The sequence below is a fragment of the Paractinoplanes hotanensis genome, from assembly GCF_023717965.1.
Classification (GTDB): Bacteria; Actinomycetota; Actinomycetes; order Mycobacteriales; family Micromonosporaceae; genus Actinoplanes; species Actinoplanes polyasparticus.
Genome location: NZ_JAMQOL010000020.1, coordinates 71,952 through 98,753, shown reverse-complemented (window position 1 = coordinate 98,753; position 26,802 = coordinate 71,952). Strand labels below are relative to the sequence as shown.

General features: G+C 70.2%; 23 protein-coding genes and 1 pseudogene. 10 read left to right on the top strand and 14 right to left on the bottom strand.

Annotation, left to right across the window (positions count from 1 at the left end; genetic code table 11):
* Positions 1-88: 88 nt before the first annotated feature.
* Entirely contained in the window at positions 89-643 is a 555-nt protein-coding gene (locus LXN57_RS16790; RefSeq protein WP_251799099.1) for a DUF1062 domain-containing protein, read from the top strand.
* Between the two features lie 17 nt (positions 644-660).
* Here the strand turns inward: LXN57_RS16790 and LXN57_RS16785 are convergent, their stop codons facing one another.
* Positions 661-2,631 (bottom strand): ATP-binding protein, encoded by a 1,971-nt coding sequence (locus LXN57_RS16785; RefSeq protein ID WP_285904632.1) that lies wholly within the window; start codon positions 2,629-2,631, stop codon positions 661-663.
* Between the two features lie 201 nt (positions 2,632-2,832).
* Here LXN57_RS16785 and LXN57_RS16780 point away from each other — a divergent pair.
* The 5 genes and pseudogenes from LXN57_RS16780 to LXN57_RS16760 all read left to right on the top strand — a co-directional run.
* Positions 2,833-3,504: pseudogene (locus tag LXN57_RS16780) on the top strand (MFS transporter); the annotation flags it as partial.
* On the top strand, positions 3,447-4,211 hold the full coding sequence (locus LXN57_RS16775) for an MFS transporter (protein WP_251799097.1): 765 nt from the start codon (positions 3,447-3,449) through the stop codon (positions 4,209-4,211). The pseudogene LXN57_RS16780 and the gene LXN57_RS16775, both read left to right, overlap by 58 nt.
* 96 nt (positions 4,212-4,307) lie before the next feature.
* Entirely contained in the window at positions 4,308-4,667 is a 360-nt protein-coding gene (locus LXN57_RS16770) for a PadR family transcriptional regulator (RefSeq protein ID WP_221378134.1), read from the top strand.
* A complete protein-coding gene (locus LXN57_RS16765; RefSeq protein ID WP_251799096.1) occupies positions 4,664-5,644 on the top strand; it encodes a permease prefix domain 1-containing protein in 981 nt (326 codons plus the stop codon). Before LXN57_RS16770 ends, LXN57_RS16765 begins: the two co-directional genes overlap by 4 nt.
* Positions 5,645-5,689: 45 nt before the next feature.
* Positions 5,690-5,905: a hypothetical protein gene (locus LXN57_RS16760; RefSeq protein ID WP_251799095.1), complete on the top strand. Its 216-nt coding sequence runs from the start codon at positions 5,690-5,692 to the stop codon at positions 5,903-5,905.
* Between the two features lie 214 nt (positions 5,906-6,119).
* Here the strand turns inward: LXN57_RS16760 and LXN57_RS16755 are convergent, their stop codons facing one another.
* From LXN57_RS16755 to LXN57_RS16745, 3 genes are all read right to left on the bottom strand, one after another.
* A complete protein-coding gene (locus LXN57_RS16755; RefSeq protein ID WP_251799094.1) occupies positions 6,120-6,941 on the bottom strand; it encodes a hypothetical protein in 822 nt (273 codons plus the stop codon).
* Between the two features lie 198 nt (positions 6,942-7,139).
* Positions 7,140-7,733 carry a hypothetical protein gene (locus tag LXN57_RS16750; RefSeq protein ID WP_251799093.1) on the bottom strand — a complete coding sequence of 198 codons (594 nt, stop codon included), beginning with the start codon at positions 7,731-7,733 and terminating at the stop codon, positions 7,140-7,142.
* 435 nt (positions 7,734-8,168) lie between these two features.
* The gene (locus tag LXN57_RS16745; RefSeq protein WP_251799092.1) at positions 8,169-8,540 is read right to left on the bottom strand and encodes a hypothetical protein; all 372 of its coding nucleotides are present in this window, start codon (positions 8,538-8,540) and stop codon (positions 8,169-8,171) included.
* Between the two features lie 111 nt (positions 8,541-8,651).
* On the opposite strand from LXN57_RS16745, the gene LXN57_RS16740 reads away from it, so the two are divergent.
* Positions 8,652-8,891 (top strand): hypothetical protein, encoded by a 240-nt coding sequence (locus LXN57_RS16740; RefSeq protein WP_251799091.1) that lies wholly within the window; start codon positions 8,652-8,654, stop codon positions 8,889-8,891.
* 446 nt (positions 8,892-9,337) lie between these two features.
* On the top strand, positions 9,338-9,955 hold the full coding sequence (locus tag LXN57_RS16735) for a GyrI-like domain-containing protein (protein ID WP_251799090.1): 618 nt from the start codon (positions 9,338-9,340) through the stop codon (positions 9,953-9,955).
* Here the strand turns inward: LXN57_RS16735 and LXN57_RS16730 are convergent.
* Positions 9,930-10,967: an aldo/keto reductase gene (locus LXN57_RS16730; protein WP_251799089.1), complete on the bottom strand. Its 1,038-nt coding sequence runs from the start codon at positions 10,965-10,967 to the stop codon at positions 9,930-9,932. The two genes, LXN57_RS16735 and LXN57_RS16730, sit on opposite strands and share 26 nt — an antisense overlap.
* Before the next feature lie 21 nt (positions 10,968-10,988).
* Between LXN57_RS16730 and LXN57_RS16725 the strand changes: the two genes are divergently transcribed.
* Both LXN57_RS16725 and LXN57_RS16720 read left to right on the top strand, forming a co-directional pair.
* Entirely contained in the window at positions 10,989-11,642 is a 654-nt protein-coding gene (locus LXN57_RS16725) for a TetR/AcrR family transcriptional regulator (RefSeq protein ID WP_438872884.1), read from the top strand.
* 9 nt (positions 11,643-11,651) lie between these two features.
* Positions 11,652-12,722 (top strand): P1 family peptidase, encoded by a 1,071-nt coding sequence (locus LXN57_RS16720; protein WP_251799087.1) that lies wholly within the window; start codon positions 11,652-11,654, stop codon positions 12,720-12,722.
* Here LXN57_RS16720 and LXN57_RS16715 read toward each other — a convergent pair whose 3' ends face one another.
* The 9 genes from LXN57_RS16715 to LXN57_RS16675 form a co-directional block, all read right to left on the bottom strand.
* A complete protein-coding gene (locus tag LXN57_RS16715) occupies positions 12,723-14,228 on the bottom strand; it encodes an MFS transporter (protein ID WP_251799086.1) in 1,506 nt (501 codons plus the stop codon). It abuts the gene before it with no gap.
* Positions 14,229-14,305: 77 nt separating this feature from the next.
* Positions 14,306-14,908 (bottom strand): TetR/AcrR family transcriptional regulator, encoded by a 603-nt coding sequence (locus LXN57_RS16710; protein WP_251799085.1) that lies wholly within the window; start codon positions 14,906-14,908, stop codon positions 14,306-14,308.
* 158 nt (positions 14,909-15,066) lie between these two features.
* Positions 15,067-15,480 carry a CBS domain-containing protein gene (locus LXN57_RS16705; protein WP_251799084.1) on the bottom strand — a complete coding sequence of 138 codons (414 nt, stop codon included), beginning with the start codon at positions 15,478-15,480 and terminating at the stop codon, positions 15,067-15,069.
* Positions 15,481-15,574: 94 nt separating this feature from the next.
* A complete protein-coding gene (locus LXN57_RS16700) occupies positions 15,575-16,408 on the bottom strand; it encodes an NAD(P)H-hydrate dehydratase (protein WP_251799083.1) in 834 nt (277 codons plus the stop codon).
* Positions 16,389-17,108, bottom strand: a complete 720-nt coding sequence (locus LXN57_RS16695; protein WP_251799082.1) for a histidine phosphatase family protein — start codon at positions 17,106-17,108, stop codon at positions 16,389-16,391. The genes LXN57_RS16700 and LXN57_RS16695 overlap by 20 nt, the downstream gene beginning before the upstream one ends.
* 118 nt (positions 17,109-17,226) lie before the next feature.
* Positions 17,227-22,614: a pullulanase-type alpha-1,6-glucosidase gene (pulA, locus tag LXN57_RS16690; protein WP_251799081.1), complete on the bottom strand. Its 5,388-nt coding sequence runs from the start codon at positions 22,612-22,614 to the stop codon at positions 17,227-17,229.
* On the bottom strand, positions 22,578-24,359 hold the full coding sequence (locus LXN57_RS16685) for a glycoside hydrolase family 13 protein (protein WP_251799080.1): 1,782 nt from the start codon (positions 24,357-24,359) through the stop codon (positions 22,578-22,580). Before LXN57_RS16685 ends, pulA begins: the two co-directional genes overlap by 37 nt.
* Positions 24,356-25,201 (bottom strand): sugar ABC transporter permease, encoded by an 846-nt coding sequence (locus LXN57_RS16680; protein ID WP_251799079.1) that lies wholly within the window; start codon positions 25,199-25,201, stop codon positions 24,356-24,358. The genes LXN57_RS16685 and LXN57_RS16680 overlap by 4 nt, the downstream gene beginning before the upstream one ends.
* A complete protein-coding gene (locus LXN57_RS16675) occupies positions 25,198-26,796 on the bottom strand; it encodes an ABC transporter permease subunit (protein ID WP_251799078.1) in 1,599 nt (532 codons plus the stop codon). Before LXN57_RS16675 ends, LXN57_RS16680 begins: the two co-directional genes overlap by 4 nt.
* Between the last annotated feature and the right edge of the window lie 6 nt (positions 26,797-26,802).

The following is a 26,802-nucleotide window of genomic DNA, read 5'->3' as shown; positions in this document are numbered from 1 at the left end:
GCTCAGCCCACCCCCGCAGAAATCCGCCAAGTCCAGCAGGCATGGGCACTAGCCGCCGCATAACTGCGAAAGTCGAGGGTGTTTCTCTGTGCTCGAAAACTGGACAGTCGTGCCCACCCGCCTTCCGCTCCTCGTCCGCCGATGCCATTCGTGCCCGTCCGCGCGATTCCGGGCCGGCGGCGAATTCCGGGTCAACGCCAACCACAAGCTGATCGACGCCTGGCTGCTCGCGCTCTGCACCGGGTGCGGAGACGCCACGAAGCTCTCCGTTCTGGAGCGGGTGACCGTGCGCTCGGTGCGGCCCGAACTGCTCGACCGCCTGCACCACAACGACCCGGGCCTGGCCGCGCAGGTGCTCCAGGACCCGATCGTGCGGCGCCGCAACCGCGTCGCTCTCGACTGGGACGGCGCCTGGCGCCTCGACACCGGCCGATCGGAGGACGGCCACGGTCGTCCGGACGTGCTCGACGTCGTGGTCCGCTTCGCGGCCCGGATCCCGGTGCGGCCGGTGCGGCTGATCGCCGAAGGCTGCGGCCTGTCCCGGGCCGCGGTCGAACGGCTGGACACCGAGGGGAAGGTCGTCTCGGCGGTCCGGTTGAACGGCAGGCTCTCCGAGGAGTTCACCTTCACCCTCAAACGCTGATCAATCGAGGGCTACCGTCAGACGGCCTCGCGCGGGAGGCGGACGGTGACCGTCGTGCCGGTGGACTCCTGCGAAGCCAGGGTGATCGAGCCGTGGTGGCGCTCGACGACCACCCGGCACAGGGCCAGACCGAGGCCGGTGCCGGGAATGCCGGTGTGGCGGGCGTTGCCGGCCCGATAGAGGCGGCGGAAGAGGCGGGGCTGCTCGGCCGGGGCGATACCGGCGCCGTTGTCGGCCACGGTGAGGATGGCCGACTTGCCCTGCTCGTCGCCGAGGGACACGGCGACGGTGGAGTCCGGGCGGCTGAACTTGATCGCGTTGCTCAGCAGGGCGTCGGTCATCTGGCGCAGCCGGAGCCGGTCGCCCGCAACGATCAGGTCGCCGGGGAGCTCGGTCCGCACGGTGATCCCGCGGGCGGCCGCCTCGGCCTCCGCGGCGCCGACCGCCTCCTCGACCAGTTCGGTCAGGTCGACCGGCTCGACGGTCAGCCGGGTGTGGCCCGACTCCAGGGCGGCCAGATCCAGCAGCTTCTCTACCAGGTCGCGCAGCCGGGAGTTGTTGCGCTGCACAACGTCCAGCATCTCGCGCACTTCACCCACGGTGACGTCGTCGTTCGACTCGGCGATCAGGTCGACGTAGGCGCCGATCGAGGTCAGCGGCGTGCGCAGCTCGTGGCCGACCAGGGCGATGTACTCGTCGGTGGCGGCGGCCAGGTGCAGGGCCAGCACCTCGCTGCGGCGCTGTTCGAGGAACGCGCCGATCAGGCCGGCCAGGCCGGTCAGCAGCACCCCGAGTGCGGGGTCGGGCTCCTGACGGTCGTTCGCGAAGAACGTCATCACCCCGACGATGCGGTCACCGCTGCGGACCGGGACCGCGCCCGCCGCCCGGAACTCGCTGCCGGCCGAGATGCTCGGCAGCACCGGGGAGTCCGCCGCGTGCAGGTCGGGCACCCAGATCACGTCGGCGCGCTGCCAGCACGACCCGGCCAGGCCGTCGCCGTGGCCCATGCTCACCGGCACGGGCAGCGGGCGCGAGTTCGGGTCGGCGTAGACCCCGGCCGGGCGCAGCAGGTCGGTCACGTCGTCGACCAGCCACAACCGCAGGTACGGCCAGCCCAGCGTGACGCCGATCGCGGCCAGGATGCGGTCGGTGGCGTCGGCCGCGTGCGGGTGGTCGGCGATGACCTTGAGCACCTCGTTCTCGCAGTGCTGGTACTGCCGGTTGCGATGCTGCGCGGTCACGTCATGTATCGCGGCCACCGCCCCGGTGATCCGGCCGGACTCGTCGCGTACGGGGCGGGCGTTGACAGCGAACCAGCGCGGGCGGCCGGCGTCGTCGTGCGCCAGTAACTCCGCCTGATCCACCTCCTCGCCGGCCAGGGCCCGGGAAAGAGCCAGCTCATGCGTACGCAAGGGGCTGCCGTCGGCGTGCAGCAGGACGAACCGGCACGTGGCGTCGCCGATGGGCACGTCGCCGACGTCGCGGCCGATGTACTCGTGCATCTTGCGGTTCGCCAGCACCATGCGCCCCGACACGTCGCACGCGGCCACCCCGGCGTCCAGGCAGTCGAGCAACGCGTCGAAGGCGGCCCGGTCAACGGCGCCGGCCGTGCCGATCGGCTTGGGCTCCTCCGGCGGCGGCGCTGTGCCCAGGTACGTGCGCAGGGACTCCGTCAGCTGCGGCACGCCGAACGGCTTGCCGATCACGGCGAGCGCGCCCGTCGCGGCCAGCCGCGGGTCACCCGGGAGCAGGTACGCGGTGATCAGCACGACCGGCGTGCCGGCGATCTCCGGGTCGTGGCGGATGGCGTGACACAGCTCGAACCCGTCGAGGTGGGGCATGTCGACGTCGGCCACGACCAGCGCGGGGCGGTGTTCGGCGATCGCCTTGAGCGCCGCCCGCCCGTCCCCGGTCACCACGACCTCGTGACCGAGCCGGCGGACGACCTCCGCGATCACCCGCTGATGGTCAAGGTTGTCTTCCGCCACCACCACGCACGCCACAAAACCAGGCTAAGACGGCCGCGTCGCCGCTCGGGCCGGTTCAACGGATCCTTACCGCACCGGGGTGATGTCCGACTCTTCCGGCTGTCCCGCCGCGCGCGGCGCGACCGACAGGAGTAAGTCAACAGGGTGCCGGAGAACAACGTCGGATTTCGGTCCGAGCGCGGGCCCGTCCTCGCCGCCGTGATGCTGTCCACCGCCCTGATCGCGATCGACTCCACGATCATCGCGACCGCGGTTCCCTCGATCGTCAAGGACATCGGCGGTTTCACCGAGTTCCCCTGGCTCTTCTCGGTCTATCTGCTCGCCCAGGCCGTCTCGGTGCCGATCTACGGCAAGCTCAACGACCTCTTCGGGCGCAAACCGGTCGTGCTCTGGGGCATCGGGCTGTTCCTGGTCGGCTCGGTGCTGTGCGGCCTGGCCTGGAGCATGCTCACGCTGATCATCTTCCGGGTGGTGCAGGGACTGGGCGCCGGGGCGATCGCGCCGACCACGATCACGATCGTCGGCGACCTCTACACCGTGCGTGAGCGGGCCAAGGTGCAGGGCTACCTGGCCAGCGTCTGGGGCATCTCATCGGTGGTCGGGCCCACCCTGGGCGGCGTGTTCAGCGAGTACGTCGACTGGCGCTGGATCTTCCTGGTCAACATCCCGCTCTGCCTGCTGGCCGGCGGCATGATCTTCACCAAGTTCCACGAGCCGGCCGAACGCCGCCACCCGATGATCGACTACCGCGGGGCAGCGCTGCTCACGGCCGGCCTCACCCTGGTGATCCTGGGCGTGCTCGAGGGCGGCCAGGCATGGGCGTGGACCTCGCCGGCGAGCCTGATCACGCTCGGCGGCGGGCTGCTCCTGCTGGTGCTCTTCGGGCTCGCCGAGCGCGGGGCGCCCGAGCCGGTGCTGCCGTTGTGGGTGTTCCGGCGGCGGCTGCTGGTGACCAGCGGACAACTCGCGGTGGGGTCGGGGCGATCCTGCTCGGGCTCAGCTCGTACGTCCCGATCTATGTGCAGGACGTGCTCGGGTACGGGCCCCTGGTCGCCGGGTTCGCGCTGGCCGCGCTCACGCTGGGCTGGCCGATCACGGCGAGCCAGGCCGGCCGGGTGTACCTGCGGGTGGGCTTCCGGGCGACCGCGCTGATCGGCACGGTGCTGGTCACGGTGGGTTGTGCGCTGTTGCTGCTGCTCGGCGCGGAGTCGTCGGTGTGGGCCGTGGGCACGTACTGCCTGGTCATCGGGCTCGGCATGGGCCTGACGGCGGCGCCGACGCTGATCGCGGCGCAGTCGAGCGTGGGCTGGTCGGAGCGGGGCGTGGTGACCGCGAACAACATCTTCCTGCGGTCGCTGGGCAGCGCGCTGGGGGCTGCCGTGTTCGGGGCGATCGCGAACGCCATCATCGGCGGCGACACCGTCGATCCGGCTCTTCTCACCACAGCCGTCCACCGCATCTTCATCGGCATGCTGCTGGTGGCCATCGTCATGATCGCCCTGGCCGCCCTGATCCCCCGCTCGGCGGACGCCGTCACAGCCTCCACCCCGACACCCGACCCCGCTCCGGACCCCGCGTAAGCCCAGAGGGTGTAGCCACCCTCGTTGAAAACATTCGTGTCAGCACGTTGGTGTAGTGCATTGCCATAGTGTGTGAGACACAGTATGGTGTTGGACATGACAACGGACGCGACACTGGCCAGCCACTTACAGGAGCTGCGTCGCGGCACGGTGGTCGTGGCCAGCCTCACCGTGCTGCGCACACCGGGCTACGGCTATTCACTGCTCGAGACGTTGAGCGACGCCGGCTTCGAGGTCGAGGCCAACACGCTCTATCCCCTGCTGCGCCGCCTCGAGTCGCAGGGCCTGCTCACCAGCGCGTGGAACACCGACGAGGCCCGGCCGCGCAAGTTCTACACCACCACCGAGCAGGGCAACGCGGTTGCCGAGGCCCTGCGCATCGAGTGGGCCCGCCTCGACGACGCTATCGGCGACCTCTCCACCGACCCCATCTCGACCCCCGGGAGCGACAAATGACCATCACCCTCGTCGACCGCTACGTCTACACCGCCCTGCGCCGCGTGCCGGAGCAGCAGCGCGCCGACATCGACCGCGAATTGCGCGGCTCGATCGACGACGCGGTCGACGCCCGGGTCGAGGCCGGCGAGTCCCGCGAGGCCGCGATCGAGCGCACGCTCCTCGAACTGGGCGATCCCGACCGCCTCGCCGACAGCTATGCCGGCAGACGCAACGTCCTGATCGGCCCCGAGCTGTACGGGGTGTGGCGACGCCTGATGGTCACGCTGTTCAGCACCGTTCTGCCGCTGGTCGTCGTCGCGGTGGCCGTCGTCGAGCTCTTCAACGACGACGTGACGGTGGGCAGCGTCATCGCCGCGATCGTCACCACGGCCATCACCGTCTCGGTCCACATGGCGTTCTGGACCACCGGCGTCTTCGCCGTCATCGAGCGCACCGGCCTGGGCCAGGCCGACCTCAAGCGGGCCTGGACCCTGGACGACCTGCCGAAGTACGAACCCGGCGCGCTGTCCCGGATCGACTTCGGCGCCACCCTCGTCTGGCCGGTCCTCGTGATCGCCGCCCTGGTGCTCCAGCAGTTCACGTTCACCGACGAGCCGCTGCTCGACCCGGCCAACTGGTCCTTCTGGTGGCCCACGCTGATTGTCCTGATCGCTCTGAAGTGTGTCTGGGCCGTCTGGGTCTACCGCCTCGGCCGGTGGACCCGCCCGGCCGCGGTGGCCAACGCGGCGCTGTCCGTCGTCACCGCCGCGCTCATGATCTATCTGCTGACCGCCGACAGGTTCTTCAACCCCGCCTTCACCGGCTTCGACGGGGCCGACGTCGACCTGGAGGGCTGGGTCTCGCTGGCTACCATCGTCGCGGTCGCCCTGGGCGCGCTCTACGACATCGTCGACGTCGCCCGCAAGGCCGAGCTGGCCCGCAAGGGCCTTCCGGCCAGGATTCCCGGCACGGGCAACACTTACAGCGTCAGCTGACCTGCCGATACGATCGCCCCCCTCGGCTCCGAGGGGGGCATCATCATGCGCGCGTTGTTCGTGACGGTCGACGGCGGCGGCAACCTGCCGCCGGAGCTCGGCATCGTCCACGAGATCGTCCGCCGCGGCGGCACGGCCCGGTTCCTCGGCCACGAGCGCAACGCCGTGCGGTCGAGGCATTGCCCGGACATGCTTACCGGCTCGACGCTCCGCGGAGTCCAACGGCCGTCGAGGACCCGGCGCGACAGGGAGCGTAAGTGATCTATGTCCAACTGCAATCAGTCATTGCGGGTGGACAGATACAACGCTCTTTGCTGCTGCCAGCCCGCACGGGGCTGTCGCACAAGCTCGGCTTAAGGCGTTGGCACACACCTCTCGACCATCTGGGTGGCGGGCGTTGACCCGGATGCGCTGCACCGGCATCCTCCGCCCCACCGCGCACGGGAACGCACTTGGCCGACCGCATATTGATGAGTCATCGCAGGCGCCGGGAGATCAAGCTGCGAGCGCGCTCAGTGAGCTGGGCGGCGATGAAGCTGTTCAGCCTTTCGGGGTCTGCCAGCACCCTCTGCGCCTCTTCAAGCTCCTCCCACGTGTCGTAGTCGTGGGGGTTTCCAGCCGTCACCATTCCGATTCCGTGAGCACGTGCGACCGCGGCGACGTCCGCGACGTCGTCTTTCAGCGCCGCTGCCCGATGCGGGGGGATGTAGAACAGCACGTATGACCGTGTGGCCGCGCGCCGGTGGGCGAGGGCTTCGTAGACGGCTTGGACGTTCACCGCGTCCGGGGACTTGATCTCGAAGGTGTTGACGTCGAGGTGCTTGCCGGGCACGTACTCGAACGTCCGGATCTCCACGGTGGTGATATCGGGCCGCGACCAGATCCCGTCAGGCCGGCTGCCACCCAGTGCGGTGATCTCCACCGCTACCAGGTCCTGCCGCCGCTCCTGGGCCCAGTCGCGTTCGATCACCTCGCGCATCGGGGCGTACAAGCAGAGTTCGTTGGTGATGGCGGCCTCGATGACCTCGGTGTCGGCCTTGTCTCCCTCGATGACGACGGCCACGACATGCCCGCCTTTAGGCAGGGCTGCATGCGAGCGGCGTATCACCCCGCCCCGGCCAGGGCCGCGGACCACCAAGCCCTTGTCCACCAGACCGTCCCGGGCCGCGAAGTAGCGGTCCTGGGCCCAGCGCAGGTACTCGCGTAGCGACGGGTTTGTTCTCGTCGCGCCGTCAACGGGCAGTGCGTTGAACAGGGCTGCCTCGTCTTCGCGGAGCGGTGGCAGATCGGCTGTCATTGCTGGACGCTAACAACTAGCGCCGGCCAAGGCCGCATCTCTTGCCTGATGATTCGCTATGCCGTCGAAGGGTGACGCGGCGGTTGACACGAGCGACATCGGTAGTGCCCCCGGTGCGCTGTCGGTTCCCGCTGGACCGGTGGGTACCGGACCCACCGTGATGGCAACCTTGCGTAACATCGCGACCGGGTTCCAGGTTTATCGAGATTGAGTTCCGGTGTCGGCGGAGGGCGTCGTGCCCAGGAGCGTCTCGATGACTCCAGCGATCGCGACCAGAGTCGGATCTTCTCCCGTCGGGATTGGAGGCGTGACGCCTGCGGCCCTTGGTCCCAGTCCTGGAAAGATATTCATTCGATCTTCGATATCCCGCGTGGCTGATACATCGACATCCAAATGTTGAATCGACTTGATGGCATGCCTGATCTCTTGGAGCCTTTGGCGTAACTCCGCCCGCTTCACCTTGCCTTCAAGCCAGTCGTTCATAACGTCGTTAGGCAGGTTGGCCAAACCGCGGCCGTACCGGACGAGGATTCCGGTGAGCGCCAGAACCTGGACCAGCCACGCGCTCTGAGCCTGGTTGATCAGCTCAACGACCACTGACCCTGTGCTCAGACGAATGACCGGACCTGCACCATCCTCCGTCAGCCGATCTTGCTGAAGTACCCGCTCCGATATCTCGACCAAAGACCCAAGGGCGGCCAGGTGATCCGCAATCTCGAGCAGGGAGACATGCTCCGGGTCGGCGTACTGCAATGTAATCTTGAGGGCGCTGCGCCCGCTCACGTCTGCCATGCCTTCACCAGATCGCACCCGACCTTCTTCCGTCAATCCCACCGACGAATCGCGACCAGCAGCATCGAAATACCGAGATCCGTGGGTGCGCATACGCAATCTAGGTCGATAGCGCCTCAGGCACCCTGGCACGGGACGGCGAAGATCATTGAGCGCCCCTTTTGAAGAGGCACGACAGCTGGTGCAACGGCGGGAGTATCGCCCACGGCGCTGGATTCGTGCGCACAATTGCTTGATATGCGCAAACTGGCGGTGACCTCGCCGGGATCGCGTTCTTGATGGAAACTTGATCCGAACCCGCGGCGGGCCTTTCCGTTGATATGCCCCTCTTGCTGAGCATGTTCGCGGACAGCCCGTCACGCCTGTGGCGGCGCGCCGCTTCTGGACGCGGAACAGTCATGGCTGCTGACTGAGCAGCAGGGTGGCCGGCCGTTCTCAGCGGCCGGCGCGGCGTTCGAGGATGGTTGCGACCGCGCCGGCGCCGGCGCCGGCGGCCGAGCCGGTCAGGTGCAGCACGGTGCCGACCGCGCCGAGAACTCCGGCGGTACCGGACAGGTGCCCGGTACCGGCGCCGTTGACGAGACTGACGATCGCGAAGGCGATCATGATCGCCAGTCCGCAGAACGCGCCGACTGCGGGAGCCCAGCTGCGCCGCACCAGGCCGGCGATCAATGCGCCCGCAATGAGGATCACCAGGTTCGGCGGCGGGTAAATCGGGAACTTCGCGCCGGCCGCCCACATGAGCGCGTTGCCGGCCGCGCCGACGGCGAGGCTGATGACGGTGAGCCCGCGAGGTGTGAGCGCCATGTCGATCTCCGGTCCGTTTGCCGGCATCCATTATGGTCAGCCGCCGCGCCGGAGATCTTAGGCCCGTTGCGGAACCCCAGCCAATAGTCCAGAGGGTGTGGAAGGACGCGAATGCTCCACCGCACCGGCTCCGCCATCACGCTCGCCGCCGGTGGCGGCAGAACCGCCGTCTGCAAGGCCGCGCCCGCGGGAACGACAAGCGCGGCCACCATCCCGGCCGGACCGGCCAGCCGGATCGCAGCGCCGACGACACCGAGCGGCGGACCGAGCACCATGCCGGCGATCAACCAGAACCGAGATGCCATGCCCCACCAGGCGCTGCCGTCGAACAGCACGTCCACGCCGAAGTAGGAAGCGGTGGCGAACCCAGCGCGAGACCACCCGCCAGAGCGCCGCGCAACATTCCTGCCGTCGGCCCCGCGTGCCGGCTCACCCACCAGCCCGCCTGATCAAGATCAGACGAGTCGCACTAGCTGCTCAGTGCGCGCGGACCCGGTAGCGGTCGTCGCTCACCGTAGCCAAGCCTCTGGGTGCTGGCGTCCGATCCTGTCGCGATCCACCGGCAACCCAGCCCGCTGATCACTCATAAGGAGCAACCGACATGCGCCGCCGGCAGCCGGATGTCGCAGTGTCCCGAATGCTGACCGCCTCAACCGCTGCACATGTGGCGTAACTGGCGCTGCACCGGTACGCCCACACCTGCTGAGCTTCGAAGCGACCCCTCCGCCCGCTGAAAACCGCCCGGCCGGGCTCCCGGAGACTGGAAGCGGGACCCACAAACTCGGCCGGAGGTGACCGTGCTCAAGACGGACTTCAAGAAGGAGCTCGACTGCTACCGCGCGCCCAAGGGCCGGTTCGAGATCGTGGACGTGCCGGACATGCAGTACCTGATGGTTGACGGGCACGGCGACCCCAACACCAGCCGTGACTTCGCCGGCGCGGCCGAGGCGCTCTATCCGCTGGCCTACAAGCTGAAGTTCGCCAGCAAGCAGAAACTGGAGCGCGACTACGTCGTCATGCCGCTCGAGGGCCTGTGGTGGGCCGACGACATGGACGCCTTCACGACGGCGCGCGACAAGTCGCGATGGGACTGGACGCTGCTGATCATGACGCCGGAGTGGATCGACGAGGCGATGTTCGCCGAAGCCGTCGAGCAGGTCGCGGCCAAGGGCGCCCCGGGGCGGCTGGCCGACGTGCGCCTGGCGTCGCTCGCCGAGGGGCGCTGCGTGCAGACCCTGCACGTCGGCTCCTTCGACGACGAGGCGGAGACCCTGGCCCGCCTGCACAACGACTTCGTTCCCGCCCACGGCCTGACGATGACCGGGCGGCACCACGAGATCTATCTGAGCGACGCCTGCAAGGTCGCCCCCGCCAAGCGGCGCACGATCCTCAGGCAGCCGGTTTCTGCTCGGTGACCGCCCTGGTCGCCCAGGGGCGGCGGCGCAGGCCGGCGTCGAGCAGCGCCGGCGGCTGCACGGCCTGGTCGAGCACGCCGATGTCGGTGCCGGGCGGGACGATCTCGTCGATCCGGTCGAGCAGTTCGTCGGTCAGCGTGACGTCGAGGCCGGCGAGCAGAGCGTCCAGGTGGTCCATGGTGCGCACGCCGATCAGCGCGCTGGTGACCCCGGGGTGGGCGATCGTGAACGCCATGGCCAGGTGGGTCAGCGGCAGCCCGGCCTCGGCCGCCAGCGGGATGAGTTGCTCGACCACGTCGAGCCGGCGCTCGTCGGTCACGTGGCGGAGCAGGCCCGAGCGCCGCAGATCGTTGTCGCCGTCTTTGCGCACGCGGCCGGTGAGCAGGCCCTGGCCGAGCGGGCCCCAGACGAGGGCGCCCATGCCGAAATGCTGCAGGGCCGGCAGGATCTCGCGCTCGATGCCGCGGTTGAGCAGCGAGTAGACCGGCTGCTCGGTGTGGAAGCGGGCGAGGCCGCGGCGCTCGGCGATCCACTGGGCCTCGACGATGGCCGAGACCGGGGTGCCCGACGCGCCGATCGCGAGCACCTTGCCGCTGCTGATCAGGTCGGTCAGCGCGGCCAGGGTTTCTTCCAGGTCGGTGGCCGGGTCGGGGCGGTGCAGCTGGTAGAGATCGATGTGGTCGGTGCGCAGGCGGCGCAGCGAGGCCTCGACGGCGGAGACTATCCAGCGCCGGGAGGCGCCCTGCTGGTTGGCGCCGGGCCCCGTCGGCCGGCCGAACTTGGTGGCCAGCACGACCTCGTCGCGCCGGCCGACCAACGCCCGGCCGACGACCTCTTCGGAGTCGGCGTAGGCGTCGGCGGTGTCGACGAAGTTGATGCCGGCGTCGAGCGCCCGGTGCAGGATGCGGGCCGATTCCTCTCCAGTGTTGCCCATCGGGGAGGCGAACATCAGGGTGCCCAGCGCGTAGGGGCTGACCTGGATGCCGGTGCGGCCGAGAGTGCGGTGGTGCATGGCGGACTCCTGCCCTAGAGTATGAAGCGGAAACTCTTTCCGGAACTATACGGAAAGCTTTTCCGTTTCACCAGGGAGGGGTCGCAGTTGTCTCAGGACCAGGCGCCGCGCCGCCGGGCCGACGCCCGCCGCAACGTCGACGCGCTGCTCGAGGCCGCCCGCGCGGTCTTCGCCACCTCGGGGGTGGACGCGCCGGCCAAAGAGATCACCGACCGCGCCGGGGTCGGGGTCGGCACGATGTACAGGCACTTCCCGCAGCGGGCCCACCTGGTCAAGGCCGTCGTCGAGAGCAACATCGACGCCGTCGCCGACGCGGCCCCCGCCCTGAGCGCCGCCCACGAGCCGGCCGAGGCGCTCACCGCCTGGATCCGGCGCTTCGCCGCCCTGCTGGCCACCAAACGCGGCCTGGCCTCGGCCCTGCACTCGGGCGACCCGGCGTTCGAGGGCCTGCCCGCCTACTTCCTCGAGCGGCTCGGCCCCGCCCTGGCCGGCCTGCTCGACGCTGCGGTGGCCGCCGGCACGGTCCGCGCCGACCTCAGCGCCGAAGACCTGCTGCACGCCATCACCCAGCTGTGCCGCCCCGTGCCCGGCCTGCCGCCCGAACACAACCAGCGCATCCTCGCCGTCTTCCTCGACGGCCTCCGCCGCGACGCCGCCCAGGGGGTGAACCACTAACCTGCCGTGATGGAACTGACGCAGGCGCCGCGGCGGGCGCGAGAGCTCGGCATCGTCGTCGGCTCCCGCGAGACCGGGCCGTGGAACGCCATCACCGACGTGGCCGGGGTCCGGGTCGGGCACACGACCCTCGTCGAGGGGGACGACATCCGTACCGGCGTGACGGCGATCGTGCCCGATCAGCTCGACCACCGGCGGGCCCTGCCGGCGGGGCTGTTCGTGGGGAACGGGCACGGCAAAATGGTCGGCTCGACGCAACTGGCCGAGCTGGGCGAGATCGAGACGCCGGCGCTGCTGACCGCCACCCTGTCGACGTTCCGGGTGGCCGACGCTCTGGTCAGCCACATGCTGAGGCTGCCGGGGCGGGAGTCCGTGCAGTCGGTCAACCCGATCGTCGCGGAGACCAACGACGGCTACCTGTCGGACATCCGGGCCCGCCCGATCACCGCCGAGCACGTGCATGCTGCGCTCGAGTCAGCTTCGGCCGGTCTGCCCGCCGAGGGGTCGGTCGGCGCGGGCACAGGCACCGGGGCACTGGGTTTCAAGGGTGGTATCGGGACGGCGTCGAGACGTTTCACGGGTGGCACCGGGACGGCGTCAAGCGAAGGCGCCGTCACCGTGGGCGTCCTCGTGCAGTCGAATTTTTCTGGACTGCTCCGCGTGCTCGGTGTGCCGATCCTGGGCCGGCCGGCCGAGCAGACCGGGAACTCCTGCGTCATCGTCGTGGCCACCGACGGCCGCTTCGACGCGCGGCAGTTGTCCCGGCTGGCTCGCCGGGCGGTTTTCGCCATGGGCCGGGTGGGAGCGGACTTCGCCGGCGGCAGCGGCGACTACGCGATCGCCTTCAGCACCGCCGCGCCGGACGGTCCGCCGCTGCCCGAGGCCGAGCTGGAACCGGCCTTCGCGTCGGTGCTCGAGGCGGTCGAGGAGGCGCTGCTCAACTCGCTGTTCATGGCCACCACGACCACGGGCTTCGGCGGGCACACGAAACATGCCGTGTCGCACGAGCAAGTCCTGCGGGCGCTACGGGAATCCCCCGGCCGCGGCGACCGTGGCCACCGCGACCGGGGGGATTCGTGATCAGACTCCTGCGGGGACTCCGGTGTTCGAGGAGACCTCGTCGCGGTCGGCGCGAACCAGGACCACGGCGATCAGCGCGGCCAGGCCGATCAGGCCCGCGCTCACCCAGAAGGCGATCGTGTAGCTGTGCACTGTGGCCGTCGCCTGCAGAGCGGGCAGCTGGTCGGGGTTGGTGATCTCGGACCGGTGGTCGGCGATGTAGCCGGCCACGGCCGAGGTGAAGATGGTGTTCAGCAGGGCCGTGCCCAGCGAGCCGCCGATCTGCTGGGTGGTGTTGATCAGGGCGCTGGCCACGCCGGCGTCGTGGTCGGCCACGCCGACCAGGGCCGTGTTGGACATCGGGCCGAAGGTGACGCCCATGCCGAAGCTGACGATCACCAGGCCGGGCAGGACGTGGGTCCAGAAGCCGGTGTCGACGCCGATGCGGGTCAGCAGGACCATGCCGATCGCCGACGCCAGCAGGCCGCTGAACATCAGGACGCGCGGGCCGAGGCGGGTCTGCAGCTGGGCGGCCACGCCGGCGCCGGCGATGATGCCGAACGTGAAGGGCAGGAACGCCACGCCGGTCATCAGGGCCGAGTAGCCCAGGGTCAGCTGCAGGTAGAACGTCAGGAACAGGAACACGCCGAACAGACCGGAGCCGATCAACAGCGCCGCCAGGTACGCGCCGCCGCGGTTGCGGTCGAGGATGACGCGCATCGGCAGCAGCGGGTGCGAGCTGCGCAGTTCGATGATGACGAACCCGACCAGCAGCAGCACGGCCGCGACCAGCCAGCCGATCGTCACGGCGGAGCCCCAGCCGTCCTCGCTGGCCTTCGTGAAGCCGTACACCAGAGCGACGAGCCCGGCGGTGGAGGTGAGCGCACCGGGCAGGTCGTAGCGGGTGTTGCCCTCGGCGCGGCTCTCGCCGACGAACCGGGCGGCGGCCACCGCGGCGACGATCGCGATCGGAGTGCTGACCAACAGGGTCCAGCGCCAGGACGCGTACTCGGTCAGGACGCCGCCGAGCAGCAGGCCGACCGCACCGCCACCGCCCGCGATGGCCCCGTACACGCCGAAGGCCCGGGCCCGCTCCTTGGCGTCGGTGAAGGTGACCGTGAGGAGCGACAGGGCCGCGGGCGCCATGAGCGCGCCGAAGGCGCCCTGCAGCGCGCGGGCCGCGAACAGCGTCTCGGCGTTGGTGGCCAGGCCGCCCAGCGCGGACGCGCCGGCGAAACCGAGGAGGCCGATGATGAACGCCCGCTTGCGGCCGGTGAAGTCGGCGATGCGACCGCCGAGCAGCAGCAGGCCGCCGAACGCCAGGGTGTACGCGGTGATCATCCACTGCCGGTCGGCGTCGCTGATGTCCAGCGCGACCTGGGCGGTGGGCAGGGCGATGTTGACGATCGTGGCGTCGAGCACGATCAGCAGCTGGGCCACCGCGATGACGGACAACGCCAGCCACCGGTTTCGTGGTTTAGGCGATATATCCGGCGGCGTCGAGGTGTCGGAAGTCGTGATGGACATGGAACGTCCCCCTCAAGGGCATGCGGAGATCCACCCGGGTCTTCAGACGCGGGCGCGGAAAGGAACGGAAGCGGGTTTTAGTCGCGGGTCAGCAGGGGCAGGACGATGTCGTCGACGAGGTGGTCGAGGAAGGCCAGGTCGAGCGGCTCACCCAGGGCGAACCGGCGCATGAAGACCAGGGCCGGGACGATCTCGTCGATCAGCCCGGCGTCGTAGCCGGGGCGGAGCTCACCGCGAGCCTCGGCCCGCGCGCAGATGGCCTCCGCGAGCGGGATCTTGGACTCGCGCATCTGGCGCAGCTGCGCCGCGAGCTCGGGGTCGGTGTGCAGCGCCATGAACAGGCCGGCGAGGAGCGGACCTTCATCGCTGCCGATCATCGTGGCCATGTCACAGAACCAGGCGCGCAGGTCGCCGCGGAGCGTCCCCGTGTCCGGCGGGGGCGCGTCGGTGGCCTTGCACGCGCGGACGGCGTCGGTGACCAGCTCGGCCTTGGTGGGCCAGTGCCGATAGAGGGTCGCCTTGCTCGCCTGCGCCCGGGCGGCCACCGCGTCCACCCGGAGTCCCTGGTAGCCCGTCTCGCTGAGCAACTCGTAGGCCGCGCGCAGGATCGCCTGCTCACGGTCGCTGTCGAGCCGCCGGCCACGCGCGGCCGGCGAGGCGGATCGCGCCTGCTCAGCCATGGTGGCCCCCCGTCGTACTTGCTCTGCGAAACGAAACTGTTTCGTACACTACGCCTCCCGATCCACTCCCGCGATCTCCGAGCCCAATTGTGACGCAGCGAACGGCGCCGCCCCAGAAGGGACGACGCCGTTCTTCGAAAAGGGTCAGCGGGCGGGCGTCACTCGCTGATCGCGTCGATCAGGTCGCCGACCGGGCGGTCGGGCAGGGCGCGGGCCACGTCGGCGACCGCCACGATGCCGACCAGCTGGTGGCCGTCGATCACGGGCAGACGGCGCACCTTGTGCTCGGACATCGTGCGCAGGATCTCGGTGGTGTCGTCGTCGGCGCCGATCGTGACCGGCTTGCCCTGAGCGAACTCGCCGGCGGTGCACGACGACGGATCGCGGCCCTGGGCGAGGGCCTTCACGACGATGTCGCGGTCGGTCAGCATGCCCTTGAGCCGGTTGTCCTCGCCGCAGATGGGCAGCGAGCCGACCCCCAGCTCGGACATCTTGCGCGCGGCGTCGGCCAGCGTCTCCTTCTCACCTACGCAGGTCGCGTCCGGTGTCATGATCTCGCGTGCGGTGGTCATGCGGATCGTTTCCTTTCCGTGTAGGGGATGTGACTCCGCGTACCCCCATGAGCCCCTCGCAATCGCCCGAGGTCCGATGGGCGTCCCCGCGAGGTCAGACCGTGGCGATCGTGCGCGCCACCTCGCTCACCAGCTCGCGGGCCAGGAAGCCGGTGCGGCCGTGCCGGGGCGTCAGGCGCTGGCCGCTCACCGCGTGCACATAGGCGCCCCAGCAGGCGGCCTGGGCCGGGTCGGCCCCGCGAGCCAGCAGGCCGGCGACGATCCCGGCCCGGGCGTCGCCGCTGCCCGAGGTGCCGAGTCCGGCGTCGCCGCTCTCCTCGACCCAGGCCTGGCCGTCGGGCGTGGCGATGTGGCCGTACAGCGACACCACCGCGCCGTACTTGCCGGCCAGCTCGGCCGCCGCCGCGGCCAGGTCAGCGCCCGGGTCACGGCCCAGCAGATGTTCCGCCTCGACCACGTTCGGCGTGAGCACCGCCCGGGGCAGCCGCAGCAGGCTCGGCTGCTTGCTCAGGGCGCCCAGGGCGTACGCGTCGAGCACCACACCCGTCTCGGGCCGGGCCGCGCCGAGCACGTCGCGCATGAGCTCGGTGGTCTCCTCAATGTCGTCGAGGCCGGGGCCGAGCGCGATCACGTCCGCCTGCCCGGCCAGCTCCAGCAGCTTGTCGGCCTCGGCCAGGCCGACCACCTTGGCCTCCGGCACCGCGATGCTCAGCTGCACCGCCGTCTCCTCGGCCACTGCGAGCTGCAGCCGGCCCGCGCCGGCGCGCAACGCGGCCTCACCGGCCAGCAACACCGCGCCCGGCGTGAACTTGGAGCCGCCCACGACAAGCACCGTGCCCCGGGCCTCCTTACTGCCCTCGGGGTCGGGCAGCGGCCAGTCGCGCAACGCCCGCAGGGTGAGGACCCGTTCATCGGACCGGCTCGTCATCGACATCCTCCTGCCTGGTCGGCGCCGTGCCCTCGGCGTGCAGATGGTCGACGGAGTTGAACCGCTCGGGCCGCAGCTCGCCGTCCTCGCGCCGCCAGCTGCTGATCGAACAGTTCGCCACCGTCGTCCCGTGGGCGATCTCCATCAGCTCGGCCTCGCTCAGTCCCTCGGCGAGATAGCGGACGAGGAACACGACCGCCTCGTGCGCCACCAGCACCACCCGGCCACCGGGGTGGTCCTCGCGCAGCTCGCGCAGCAGCGCCCGCAGCCGCAGCAGCACGTCGGCCCACGACTCGCCGCCCGGCGGGCGGTAGTAGAACTTGCCGTGCCGGGCGCGCCGGGCAGCCTCGCCGGGCAACCGCCGCTGCACGCCGTAGGCGGTCAGCAGGTCGAGGACGCCGAGCTCGCGGTCGCGGAGTCGCTCGTCGACGACCATCGGCACGTCCAGGCCGGCCAGCGCGAGCTCGGCGGTCTGCCGGGCACGCAGGTAGGGCGACACGACGGCGACCTGAGGTGAGGCCTCGGCCAGGACGGCGCCGACCGCTTTGGCCTGTTCGCGCCCGAGGTCCGAGAGCGGCACGTCGGCATCCCGCTCCGGGATGTCGATCTCCTCGATCCCTGCCGTCTCGGCGTCCTGGGCGGTGACGTTTCCGGTGCTCTGGCCGTGCCTCACCACGGCGAGCCACTGCAGCTGTTCCATACCCCCAGCGTTACCCCCGGGGGGGGGGGGGGGGGGGGGGGGGGGGGGGGGGGGGGGCGCCGGCCCCCCCCCCGCCGGGGGGGGGGGCACCCCCCCCCCCGGCACAAAACCGCTTTCCTCATCTCTCGACGAACACCGCGGTGGTGCGGGCGGGCACGGTGAAGGCGCCGGTCCCCTTCGCGTACGAGGCCGTGCGCACCACCGGGTCGGCGGAGTTCCGCTGCACCGGGTGCAGGGTGACCGCCTTGCCGGCCAGCGCCGGGACGGTCTGGGTGGTGGCCGCCGAGGTGCCGTTGAAGACCACCGTCACCGACTTCCAGGTCCGGTCGATTCCCCGTCCGTCCAGGGTCATCGTGACGACCCCCGGGGTCTCGGCCGTTCCGGAGAGCGGGAACGACATCCTCTTCTGCACCTCGGCGGCGGTCGGCAGGCCGAAGACCGGCGACGAGCCCCGGATCTTCAGCAGTTCCCGGTAGCGGGCGTCGGACAACGCGATCGCCGCGCACGAGGGCACGAGCGCGGGGTCGGCCAGCAGCGGCCGCGCGAAGACCCACTTGTCCGCGTTGTCGGCGGCGGGTGGCAGTCCGCGACCAAAGCCGTTCCCCTTCGAGCAGTCCCACGTGATCTCGTTGAACCAGTCCCCCGAGTTGTACGAGTTGCGATCCAACGACTTCGATCGCAGCCGCTCGGAGCCGGTGGCGACGAATCCGGCGCCCTGTCCGAGGGCGGTCGTGGCCAGAGCGACCGACTGCGCCCGCGCCCGATCGAGCGCCGGCAACGACGCGGGCAGCTTGAACGCCATGGCGTCGTACAGAATCTCGTTGTCATGGGCGTCGACATAGGTGATCGCCTCGCCCGGCGCCGCGGTGTAGCCGGCCGGTGAGCCGTTGTAGTCGATCTGCGCACCGGTCACCGTCGTGCCGGAGGACGCCACGAACCGGTACGACGCGAGGTTGCCGCTCAGCCCGACCTTGATCAGGTCCTGGTAGTGCAGCAGCCGCGCCCTCTGCGCCGCCGCGTCGCCGTTCACCGCGTCCCCGTTGGGCGCGCTGAGCAGTCCGGTCGCGAAGCCCTGCACCCTCGGGTTCTCGTCGAACGGCCCACCACCCCGCACGGCGTCGCGCAGCCGGTCGTTGAAGGTGGCGATCCCGGTCCCGGCCATGTTGGCCTGCGTGGCCTGTTCGAAGCGGGCGTCCCCGGCCACCTCGCCGAAGTCCCACCCCTCGCCGTACAGGTTGATGCTCCTGCCGTCGACTCCGTCGCGCTCGAGGGTGAGCCGGTCGAGCGCCGCCCGTACGGCCAGGATGTTGGCCTTGGGGTGGTGACCCATCAGGTCGAAGCGGAAGCCGTCCACCTTGTAGGCCTTGGCCCAGGTGACGATCGAGTCGACGACCAGCTTGCCCATCATCGCGTTCTCGGTCGCCGTGTTGGCGCAACACGTCGAGTTGGCGACCGTGCCGTCGGCGAGCAGCCGCTGGTAGTAGCCGGGCACGATCTGGTCGAGCACCGAGTTCGGGTCGGCCCCGGCGGCCGACGTGTGGTTGTAGACGACGTCCATCACCACGCGCAGACCGGCCCGGTTGACCCCGGCGACCATCTGCCGGAACTCCTTCGTCCGCGCGTCGGGGTCGGCCGCGTAGCCACCCTCGGGAACCGTGTAGTGCAGCGGGTCGTAGCCCCAGTTGTAGCCGTCGGTGGCGGCCACCGCGGCCACGCATTTCTGCTGTTCCTCGCTGTCCGGCGGCAGGGCGGCCAGATCGCACGGCGGCTGCTTCTGATCGGCGCGCCGCTCGGGGATCGTCGCGAAATCGAACACCGGCAGCAGGTGCAGATGGGTGGTGCCCGCGCCGGCCAGCGCCTTCAGGTGCTTCATGCCGGCGCCGTTCCCGGTGAACGCGGAGTACGTGCCGCGCTGCGCGGCCGGGACCGTGGGGTCGGCGATCGAGAAGTCCCGCACCGACAGCTCGGAGATCTGGATTTTGGCCGCGGGCACCGCGGGCGGCTTCCGCAGTCCCGTCCAGCCGGAGGGCGCGAGCGCCGGGTCGGCCAGGTCGACGATCCGGCTCTGCTTCGAATCGGTCGAGAGACCCAGGCTGTACGGGTCGGTGACCGCGGCCGTGACGATGCGGTTCACCGCCGGCTGCCATGCCGTGACGCGGTATTGGTAGTACTTGCCCTTCCACGACGCGGGGCCGCGGACGGACCAGATGCCGGTGCGGTCGTCACGGCTCATCGTCACGGCCGGCCCGGAGGAAAGCTGCAGCTCCACCTTCTGAGCGGTGGGCGCCCACACCGAGAGCGTGGTGCCGACCGGTCCCAGCCGGGCGCCGGCCGCCGCCGCGGCGTACACGTCGTCGATCACTCCGGCGGTCTGCACACCGGTCGCGGCGAGGAGCTTCCCGGTCGCGTCCCGTTCGGTCATGACGATCTGCCCGCGCAGGATCTGCCTGGTGTCGACGCCGGGCGGCAGCCGGAAAGCGTTGTACTGCCAGAGATGCGGGAAGCGATCGCGCTGCGGCCCGGTGAGTCCCTCCGGCCGGACGGTCAGCGGCACCGTCCGGTACGCGCCGGTCAGCTCGCCGCCGGTGACACCGATGCCGCCGGGGGCGTACGCCAATTCGTAGCGCCTGCCGTCGGTGGAAGCGCCCGGTGGCAACGCGATCGTGCCCCGGTCGAGCCACACGGCCGACGACTTCGTGAGGTCGACGACGCCGTCCGATCCGGTTCTGCTGACGACCGGCGCCAGGCGGGGTGAGGTCCCGGCCAGCAGCCAGATCTCGCGCCCGCCCTCGGCGAACGTGAGCCGCTGGTCGTCCGGCAGGTCCTTCGTGTCTCCCTTGTGGAGGATGTAGTTCAGCGCGGTCGCCCCGGCTGCGAGCGGCACCTCGAAGACGGCGCCGAACGTGTCGGTGCGGACGGGCGGGAGCGGCGAGGCCCAGTCGGTCGGGGTGGCCGCGCCGTCCCAGACGTGCAGCCCCCAACCGGCGTAGTCATCGTCGGCCCGACGGTAGTGGATGACCACCTTGTTCGGATCCTGCGTCACCGCGGGCGGTGTCGTCGTGATCGTGGCTTCGCCCTGCCTGAGCCAGATCTCGCCGTTCCGCGACGGGTCGAAGAAGCGGTCGGCGTCGACGTCCTTGACCCCGTCCTTGCCGACCACGACGAAGCCCACGTTCTTGGCGCCGGGCTTGAGTTTCACGTACGCGAACCGGCCGTACGCGTCCTCACCGGTGAATGGCTGCCCGGCCGGCCACGTCGTCGTCATCGACGGGTCGACGTCGCCGAAGACGTAGAGCCCGTGGTCGTCGTAGCCACCGGCCGGCCGCTGGTAGTGCACCACGGCGTAGTCCGGGCTGGTGGTGGTGACCGGTGTGCCCACCTTGATCGTGGTGGTCGTGGACGCGAGGCGACCCTTGCTGTCCTTCACCACCGCCTTGTAGCGCACGGTCGTGCCGCCGGCCAGGCCGGTGAGGTCGTGGTAGGCCGACCGGCCCGTGCCGACCAGCCGCCACGGCCCGTCGCCGATCTGCGCCGCGAAGGTGACCGTGGACAGCGGATCGCCGGTGGTGTCGGCGACCAGTTTCGTGCGGGTGGCCACGCTGTCCGCGTCGGGCGACGTGAACGTGACGGTCGGCGCGGCCGCATCACGCGGGATGGCCTTGTCCGCCTTGAACGCGACGGCCGACAGCGGCGGCACCGTGAAGGTCAGCTTGCCGTCCGCCTTCATCGAGGCGGTCGTGCCGTAGATGCCGGTGAAGGTGGCGCCCGGCGACCAGGTGTCGATGGTGACGGTTTGCGCAGTGGTCGCGCTGTTCGCCGCCACCACGTATTCGACGCGCTGAGCGGAATCGATGCGGGAGGCCGCGAAGACTCCGGGCCCGTCGGCCGCGTGCCGGGTGACCTGGGTGCCGCCGCGCAGCGCCGGGTGCGTCTTCCGCAGAGCGCCGAGCGAGGCGATCGTCCGGTAGATCGGGTGTGCGGTGTTGTAGTTGTCGACCGCGTGGGTGCGGTCGGTGCCGATCAGGTCGTCGTCGAGGTAGTCGGCGGTCTTCGAGGCGAACAGGTCCTGGCGGGCGTCCTTGTCGCCGCCCGGCCCGGTGAAGCCCTGCTCGTCGCCGGAGTAGACGACCGGCTGCCCGCGGGTGAGGAACATCAGCTCGTGGGCGAGTTGATCGCGGCGGAGTGCGTCGGCGCCGGGGGCGAGGAACGAGCCGATCCGGCCCATGTCGTGGTTGCCCAGGAAGGTGGGCAGGCGGCCGGCGTTCGTGTCGCGGGCGGTGTAGAGGTCGTCCTTGGCGTACAGATCGGCCAGCGCCCGCGCCGAGCCGTTGCCGGCCACGAAGCCCTTGGCCGCCTCCTGGAACGAGAAGTCGAGCGTGGCAGGCAGGCCGCCCCGGCGTACGTATGTGCTCTGGACCTCCTGATCGGCGCTGTAGACCTCGCCGAACATGAAGAAGTCCGGCTTGCCCGCGCGCTTCGCCGCCTTCTCGATGCCGGCGCTGAACTGCGGCCAGAAGTCGAGGTCGACGTGCTTGACGGTGTCGAGACGGTAGCCGTCGATGCCGGTCTCGGCGATCCAGTACGCGTAGATGTCGGTGAGCCCGCGGACGACCTCCGGGCGCTCGGTCCACAGGTCGTCGAGGCCGAAGAAGTCGCCGTACTCGCTGTTCTCGCCGGCGAACGTGGAGTTGCCCCGGTTGTGGTACATCGTCGGGTCGTTCAGCCACGCGGGCTTCTTCACGGTCTTGTCAGCCGCGGTCGGGAAGACCGGGGTGTACGGGAACGAGGCCGTCGACACCTTGGGGAAGTCACCGCGGCGGTCGTCGAAGGGGCGGCCCTGCGCGTCCTCGTACGGGCTTGTCGCCTTGTCGATGTAGTCGTAGGCGTTCTCGGCGTATCGGATGACGTCGGCGGTGTGGTTGGCGATGATGTCGAGGTACACCTTGAGGCCGCGCTGGTGGGCGAGCCGGACCAGGCGGCGCAGTTCGTCGTTCGTGCCGAAGTGCGGGTCGACCTGGGTGAAGTCGGTGATCCAGTAGCCGTGGTAGCCGGCCGAGATGTCGTCGCCGCTGCCCTGGACGGGCCGGTTCTTGAAGACCGGGGCCAGCCAGATCGCGGTGGTGCCCAGCCCTTGGATGTAGTCCAGCTTGTTGATCACGCCGGCCAGGTCACCGCCGTGATAGAAGCCCTTGTCGGCGGGGTCGAGGCCGGTGCTCAGCCGGTCGCCGCTGAGGCCGCCCTTGTCGTTGGCCTTGTCGCCGTTGGCGAAGCGGTCGGGCAGCACGAAGTAGAACTGCTCGTTGCCGGCCGGCTCGTCACTCCCCCACTGCGCGAGAACGGCGTCGCTCGGTGCGGCGGGAACGCTCGGAGCGGCCTGCGCGGGCGCGGGTATCGATATCAGAAACGGCAGAGCCAGTGTTACGGCAGCGGCCAAGAGCCGCCGACTTCTCGAGACCACAGTGTCCCCCTCTATTGGAGAGCCCAGACCTGCACGGTCGGGCCGCATCCATCGATGACGATGGAACCATCGGATTCAACGTGCAGCGGCGGCGCGCTGCCGTGAAGGCTCTCGAGGATCGCGCCTTCCGCGAATCCACCGAGCCGGATCTGTCCGGCAGACGCCCGAGCGGCCAGGACGAGGACGGTCTGCTCGGCGCTCTCGCGCAGGAAGACGAGGGCGTCGCCGTCGGCGTACATCCAGCGCAAGCCGCCCTTCCGCAGAGCGGGCGAACTCCTGCGGAGCGCGATCAGGTCGCGGTACCGGCCCAGCGTGGTGGTGTCCCAGGTGTCGGGGCGGTTCCACGGCATCGGCGCGCGGGCCGACTCGTTGCCGCCGCCGGTGAGCCCGAGCTCGTCGCCGGCGAAGACCATCGGCGTGCCCGGCAGCGTGAACAACAACCCGGCGGCGACGTGCTGCCGCTCCGCGTCGCCGACGACCGTACGGATCCGGGCCGTGTCGTGCGAGCCGAGCAGCTGCCACGACGCCTGCCACGAGCGCCACGACATCTGCGACGCGAACGCCGACATGGTTGCCATCAGAGCCTCGGCGCCCAGCAGCGGCAGCTCCTCGGGGCGGCCCAGGAAGCCGTCGAACGGCACCGTGCCGGCGCGCAGCCAGCACCACACCGGGCGGGTGAAGCCGGCGTAGTTCATCGTCCCGTGCCAGCCGTCCCGGTCGAGGTCGCCGGTCGCGTCGTGGCCGTGCTCGGCGATCAGCAACCCGTCCGGCCGGGCCTCCCGCACGGCCCGGCACAGCCACGCGGCCACCTCGTGGTTCCAGTCGCCGGCGCCGAACCGGGCCGTCATGTTGGCCACGTCGATCCGCCAGCCCGACAACCCGTACGGCTCGGCCAGCCACCGCTGGACGATGGACCGGAACTCCCGCCGCAGCTCGTGACTCGACCAGTTCAGCTTGGGCAGGGAGGGCACGTCGAGCCAGGCGACATGACCGCCGTCCGGCTTGGAGTAGTAGAAGTCGGGCCGGTCGGCGAACCACGGATGCGCGTCGCCGGTGTGGTTGGTGGTGAGGTCGCCGATCAGCCGCAGGCCGCGGTCGCGGGCCGCCGACGCGAGCCGTTCGAGGGCGCGGTCGCCGCCGAGCAGCGGGTCGACCCGGTCGAAGCCGGCCGCGTCGTAGCGGTGGTTGGAGCGTGCCGGGAAGAACGGGGTCAGATAGACGGTGTCGGCGCCGAGCGCGGTCACGTGGTCGAGCCGGCGCGCGACGCCGTCCAGGTCGCCGCCGTAGACAACACGGGTGGCATCCGGGCCGGGAGCCACCGGCTCGTCCCAGGACGCCGCCCGGACGGCCCAGTCCGGTGTCTCCCGCTCGTCGGCGCCGGGCGACCGGGCGTACCGGTCGGGAAAGATCTGATAGACCACGGCGTCGCGGGCCCAGGCCGGGGCAGCCGGGTAGGCCACCAGCTGGAAGTCGGTGCTGTCGGGCACGTCGTACGCGGTGAGCCCGAACGCCGTCAGCCAGCGCACCCCGCTCGTGGTGCCGAGCAGGAAGCGATAGCGGGTGACCGGGTTGTGCGCCTCGAGCTCACCCCGCCACCACGTGTCGCCGCCCTCGCGGCGGTCCACCCGGAGCGACGTGAAGACCGGCTCGCCGTCGCGCACCGAGCGCATGTGCACGCGCGACACACCCGTGCCCCGCGGCACCCGGACGAAGACGCTCACCGTGTCACCGAGATCCGGGGCGGGATCGCTGACGTAGAGCTCGCTGCCGTCGTGGTGCGGGCGCCGGATCATCCCTTCACCGCCCCGGCCGTCAGCCCGTCGGTGATGTAGCGCTGCAACAGCTGGAAGACCAGCACGGTGGGGATAGCGGTGAGCAGCGTGCCGGCGCAGAACATGCCGAAGTTGGCGTTGCGCTCGCCGGCCACCAGCCCGTACAGGCCCACCGGCAGCGTCTTGGCGCCGGCGTCGGTCAGGAACACGTTGGCGATGAGGAACTCGTTGATGGTGCCGATGAACGCCAGCAGCGCGGTGACCGCGAGGATCGGCGCCACCAGCGGCAGCAGGATGCGGAAGAACACCTGCGCGTGCGACGCGCCGTCCATTGTGGCCGACTCGTCCAGCTCCCGGGGCAGCGTGTCGAAGAAGCCCTTCATCAGCCACGTGTTCACGCCCAGGGCGCCGCCCAGATAGAGCAGGATCAGGCCCGACGACGTGTTGAAGCCGATGGCCGGCCACAGGTCGGTCACCGTCGAGAAAATCAGGAAGATGGCGACGATCGCCAGGAACTGCGGGAACATCTGGATCAGCAGCACCGACAGCAGGCCCACGCGCCGGCCCCGGAAGCGGCGGCGGCTGAAGGCGTACGCGGCCAGGGCCGAGATGAAGACCGAGGCGATCGACGACACCGACGCGATGACGATCGAGTTGAGGAACCAGCGGCCGAACCCGGTGCCGGAGAACAGGCTGGTGAAGTTGGCGAGCGACGCGCCGGTCGGCACCAGCTCGCTCGACGACAGCGTGCCGAGCGGGTTGAAGGCGGCGGAGACGACGAAGACGATCGGCACCATCGCGAACGCCAGCACGAGCACCCCGACCAGATGTCGCCACCCGGCCTGCTGGATCCAACGCGTCATGAGTGGACCTCCTCGAGGTGACGGGTGCGCCGGAAACTGATCGCGGACACGACCGCCACGATCAGGAAGATGAAGATGGAGATGGCGGCCGCGTAGCCGTACTGCGCTCCCCCGCCGCCGAAGGCGATCCGGTAGGTGTAGGTGATCAGCAGGTCGGTGGCGCCGTTGGCCGGGTTGTCGGCCGGGAAGGGCGCACCCTCGGTGGTCAGGTAGATCGCGTTGAAGTTGTTGAAGTTGAACGCGAACGACGAGATCAGTAGCGGGGTCAGCGCGACCATCAGCAGCGGCAGGGTGATCCGGCGGAAGCCGCCCCACGCGCTCGCGCCGTCGATCCGCGACGCCTCGGCGAGCTCGCGCGGAATGGCCTGGAGGGCGCCGGTGGCGACCAGGAACATGTACGGATATCCGAGCCAGAGCTGCACGAGGATCACCGCCAGCCGGGCCGAGGCGCTGCCCCCGAACCAGTCGACGTCCGTGCCGAACAGGTTGTTGATCAGGCCGAAGTCGGTGTTGAACATGTCCCGCCAGACCAGCAGCATGGCGAACGACGGCATGGCGTACGGCAACACCAGCAGCACCCGGTAGGCGGTGCGGCCCCGCACGTGCGGCGAGTGCAACGCCATCGCGAGCAGCAGCCCCAGCACGAAGGTGCCGCCGGTGGAGGCGATGGCAAAACCGAAGTTCCACACCAGCGTACGAAGGAAGGGCCCCGCGATGGCCGGGTCGGTGAGCACCCTCGTGAAGTTGCTGAAGCCGATCGTCACCTTCCAGCCCTGGGCCAGGCGTTCACCGCCGGCGTCCACGAAGGCGCCGACGCTTTCGTCCGCTGTCCAGGTCCGGCCGGTCGTGGTGTCCCGGATGCAGTCGCAGCCCTCGTCGTAGGCTCGGCCGGCCCTTCCCTCGTACGCCCGGGACAGGCCCGACGAGCGGATCGCGCCGCCCGGCGTGGGGACGGCCAGCGCGGTGATGTCGGCGCTGCGCAAGCCGGCCTGGCCCGCGGTGAGCACCGTGTAGCCGCTCGCGGCAGTGATCCGGCCGGTGCTGCCCACGGTGACGTCGCCGCCGGGAACAGCTTTCAGACCGTCGGCGTCGCCGGCCGAGACCTGGCGGGTGGCCGGGTCGGTGATCAGGAAGACCAGAGGCCCGGTGGCCGGGTCGCCGGTCGTCGCGACCGTCAGGGCGTACTGCCGGGAACCCGGCACCTGGGTGACCGAAGCGGTCTGGATGGCCACGACGGCCTCGTCCTTGCTGCCCCGATGGCCGTCACCGAAGTTGGTGAAGGCCGTGCTCGCCGTGTAGAGCACCGGGAACACCTGGAACAGGAGGAGCAGGATCGTGCCCGGGGCCAGGTATTTCAGCGGGATGTGGCGCGGGGTCAGATACAGGTAGAGCAGGCCGGCAGTGGTGGCGGTCAGCACGGCCAGGCCCGTCCACGCCCGGCTCTCGGCCAGGGGGAAGGCGGCCCAGATCGCGATGGCCACGGTCAACCCGAGCAGCACGATCTTGATCAATGGGCCGGTTGTGCGCCCCGGACGGTCGTCCTCGGGGGCGGGACGGGCCTGCGTCGTGGCAGGCCCGTCAAGCATGATCGACATCGGCTG

Excerpts from the sequence above, each read along its gene's own strand:
- LXN57_RS16775 (WP_251799097.1), top strand. The coding sequence starts at position 3,447 with ATGGGCGTGGACCTCGCCGGCGAGCCTGATCACGCTCGGCGGCGGGCT.
- LXN57_RS16770 (WP_221378134.1), top strand. The coding sequence starts at position 4,308 with ATGACAACGGACGCGACACTGGCCAGCCACTTACAGGAGCTGCGTCGC.
- LXN57_RS16765 (WP_251799096.1), top strand. The coding sequence starts at position 4,664 with ATGACCATCACCCTCGTCGACCGCTACGTCTACACCGCCCTGCGCCGC.
- LXN57_RS16760 (WP_251799095.1), top strand. The coding sequence starts at position 5,690 with ATGCGCGCGTTGTTCGTGACGGTCGACGGCGGCGGCAACCTGCCGCCG.
- LXN57_RS16755 (WP_251799094.1), bottom strand. The coding sequence starts at position 6,941 with ATGACAGCCGATCTGCCACCGCTCCGCGAAGACGAGGCAGCCCTGTTC.
- LXN57_RS16750 (WP_251799093.1), bottom strand. The coding sequence starts at position 7,733 with ATGGCAGACGTGAGCGGGCGCAGCGCCCTCAAGATTACATTGCAGTAC.
- LXN57_RS16745 (WP_251799092.1), bottom strand. The coding sequence starts at position 8,540 with ATGGCGCTCACACCTCGCGGGCTCACCGTCATCAGCCTCGCCGTCGGC.
- LXN57_RS16740 (WP_251799091.1), top strand. The coding sequence starts at position 8,652 with ATGCTCCACCGCACCGGCTCCGCCATCACGCTCGCCGCCGGTGGCGGC.
- LXN57_RS16730 (WP_251799089.1), bottom strand. The coding sequence starts at position 10,967 with ATGCACCACCGCACTCTCGGCCGCACCGGCATCCAGGTCAGCCCCTAC.
- LXN57_RS16725 (WP_438872884.1), top strand. The coding sequence starts at position 10,989 with ATGAAGCGGAAACTCTTTCCGGAACTATACGGAAAGCTTTTCCGTTTC.
- LXN57_RS16720 (WP_251799087.1), top strand. The coding sequence starts at position 11,652 with ATGGAACTGACGCAGGCGCCGCGGCGGGCGCGAGAGCTCGGCATCGTC.
- LXN57_RS16715 (WP_251799086.1), bottom strand. The coding sequence starts at position 14,228 with ATGTCCATCACGACTTCCGACACCTCGACGCCGCCGGATATATCGCCT.
- LXN57_RS16710 (WP_251799085.1), bottom strand. The coding sequence starts at position 14,908 with ATGGCTGAGCAGGCGCGATCCGCCTCGCCGGCCGCGCGTGGCCGGCGG.
- LXN57_RS16705 (WP_251799084.1), bottom strand. The coding sequence starts at position 15,480 with ATGACCACCGCACGCGAGATCATGACACCGGACGCGACCTGCGTAGGT.
- LXN57_RS16700 (WP_251799083.1), bottom strand. The coding sequence starts at position 16,408 with ATGACGAGCCGGTCCGATGAACGGGTCCTCACCCTGCGGGCGTTGCGC.
- LXN57_RS16695 (WP_251799082.1), bottom strand. The coding sequence starts at position 17,108 with ATGGAACAGCTGCAGTGGCTCGCCGTGGTGAGGCACGGCCAGAGCACC.
- pulA (WP_251799081.1), bottom strand. The coding sequence starts at position 22,614 with ATGCGGCCCGACCGTGCAGGTCTGGGCTCTCCAATAGAGGGGGACACT.
- LXN57_RS16685 (WP_251799080.1), bottom strand. The coding sequence starts at position 24,359 with ATGATCCGGCGCCCGCACCACGACGGCAGCGAGCTCTACGTCAGCGAT.
- LXN57_RS16680 (WP_251799079.1), bottom strand. The coding sequence starts at position 25,201 with ATGACGCGTTGGATCCAGCAGGCCGGGTGGCGACATCTGGTCGGGGTG.
- LXN57_RS16675 (WP_251799078.1), bottom strand. The coding sequence starts at position 26,796 with ATGTCGATCATGCTTGACGGGCCTGCCACGACGCAGGCCCGTCCCGCC.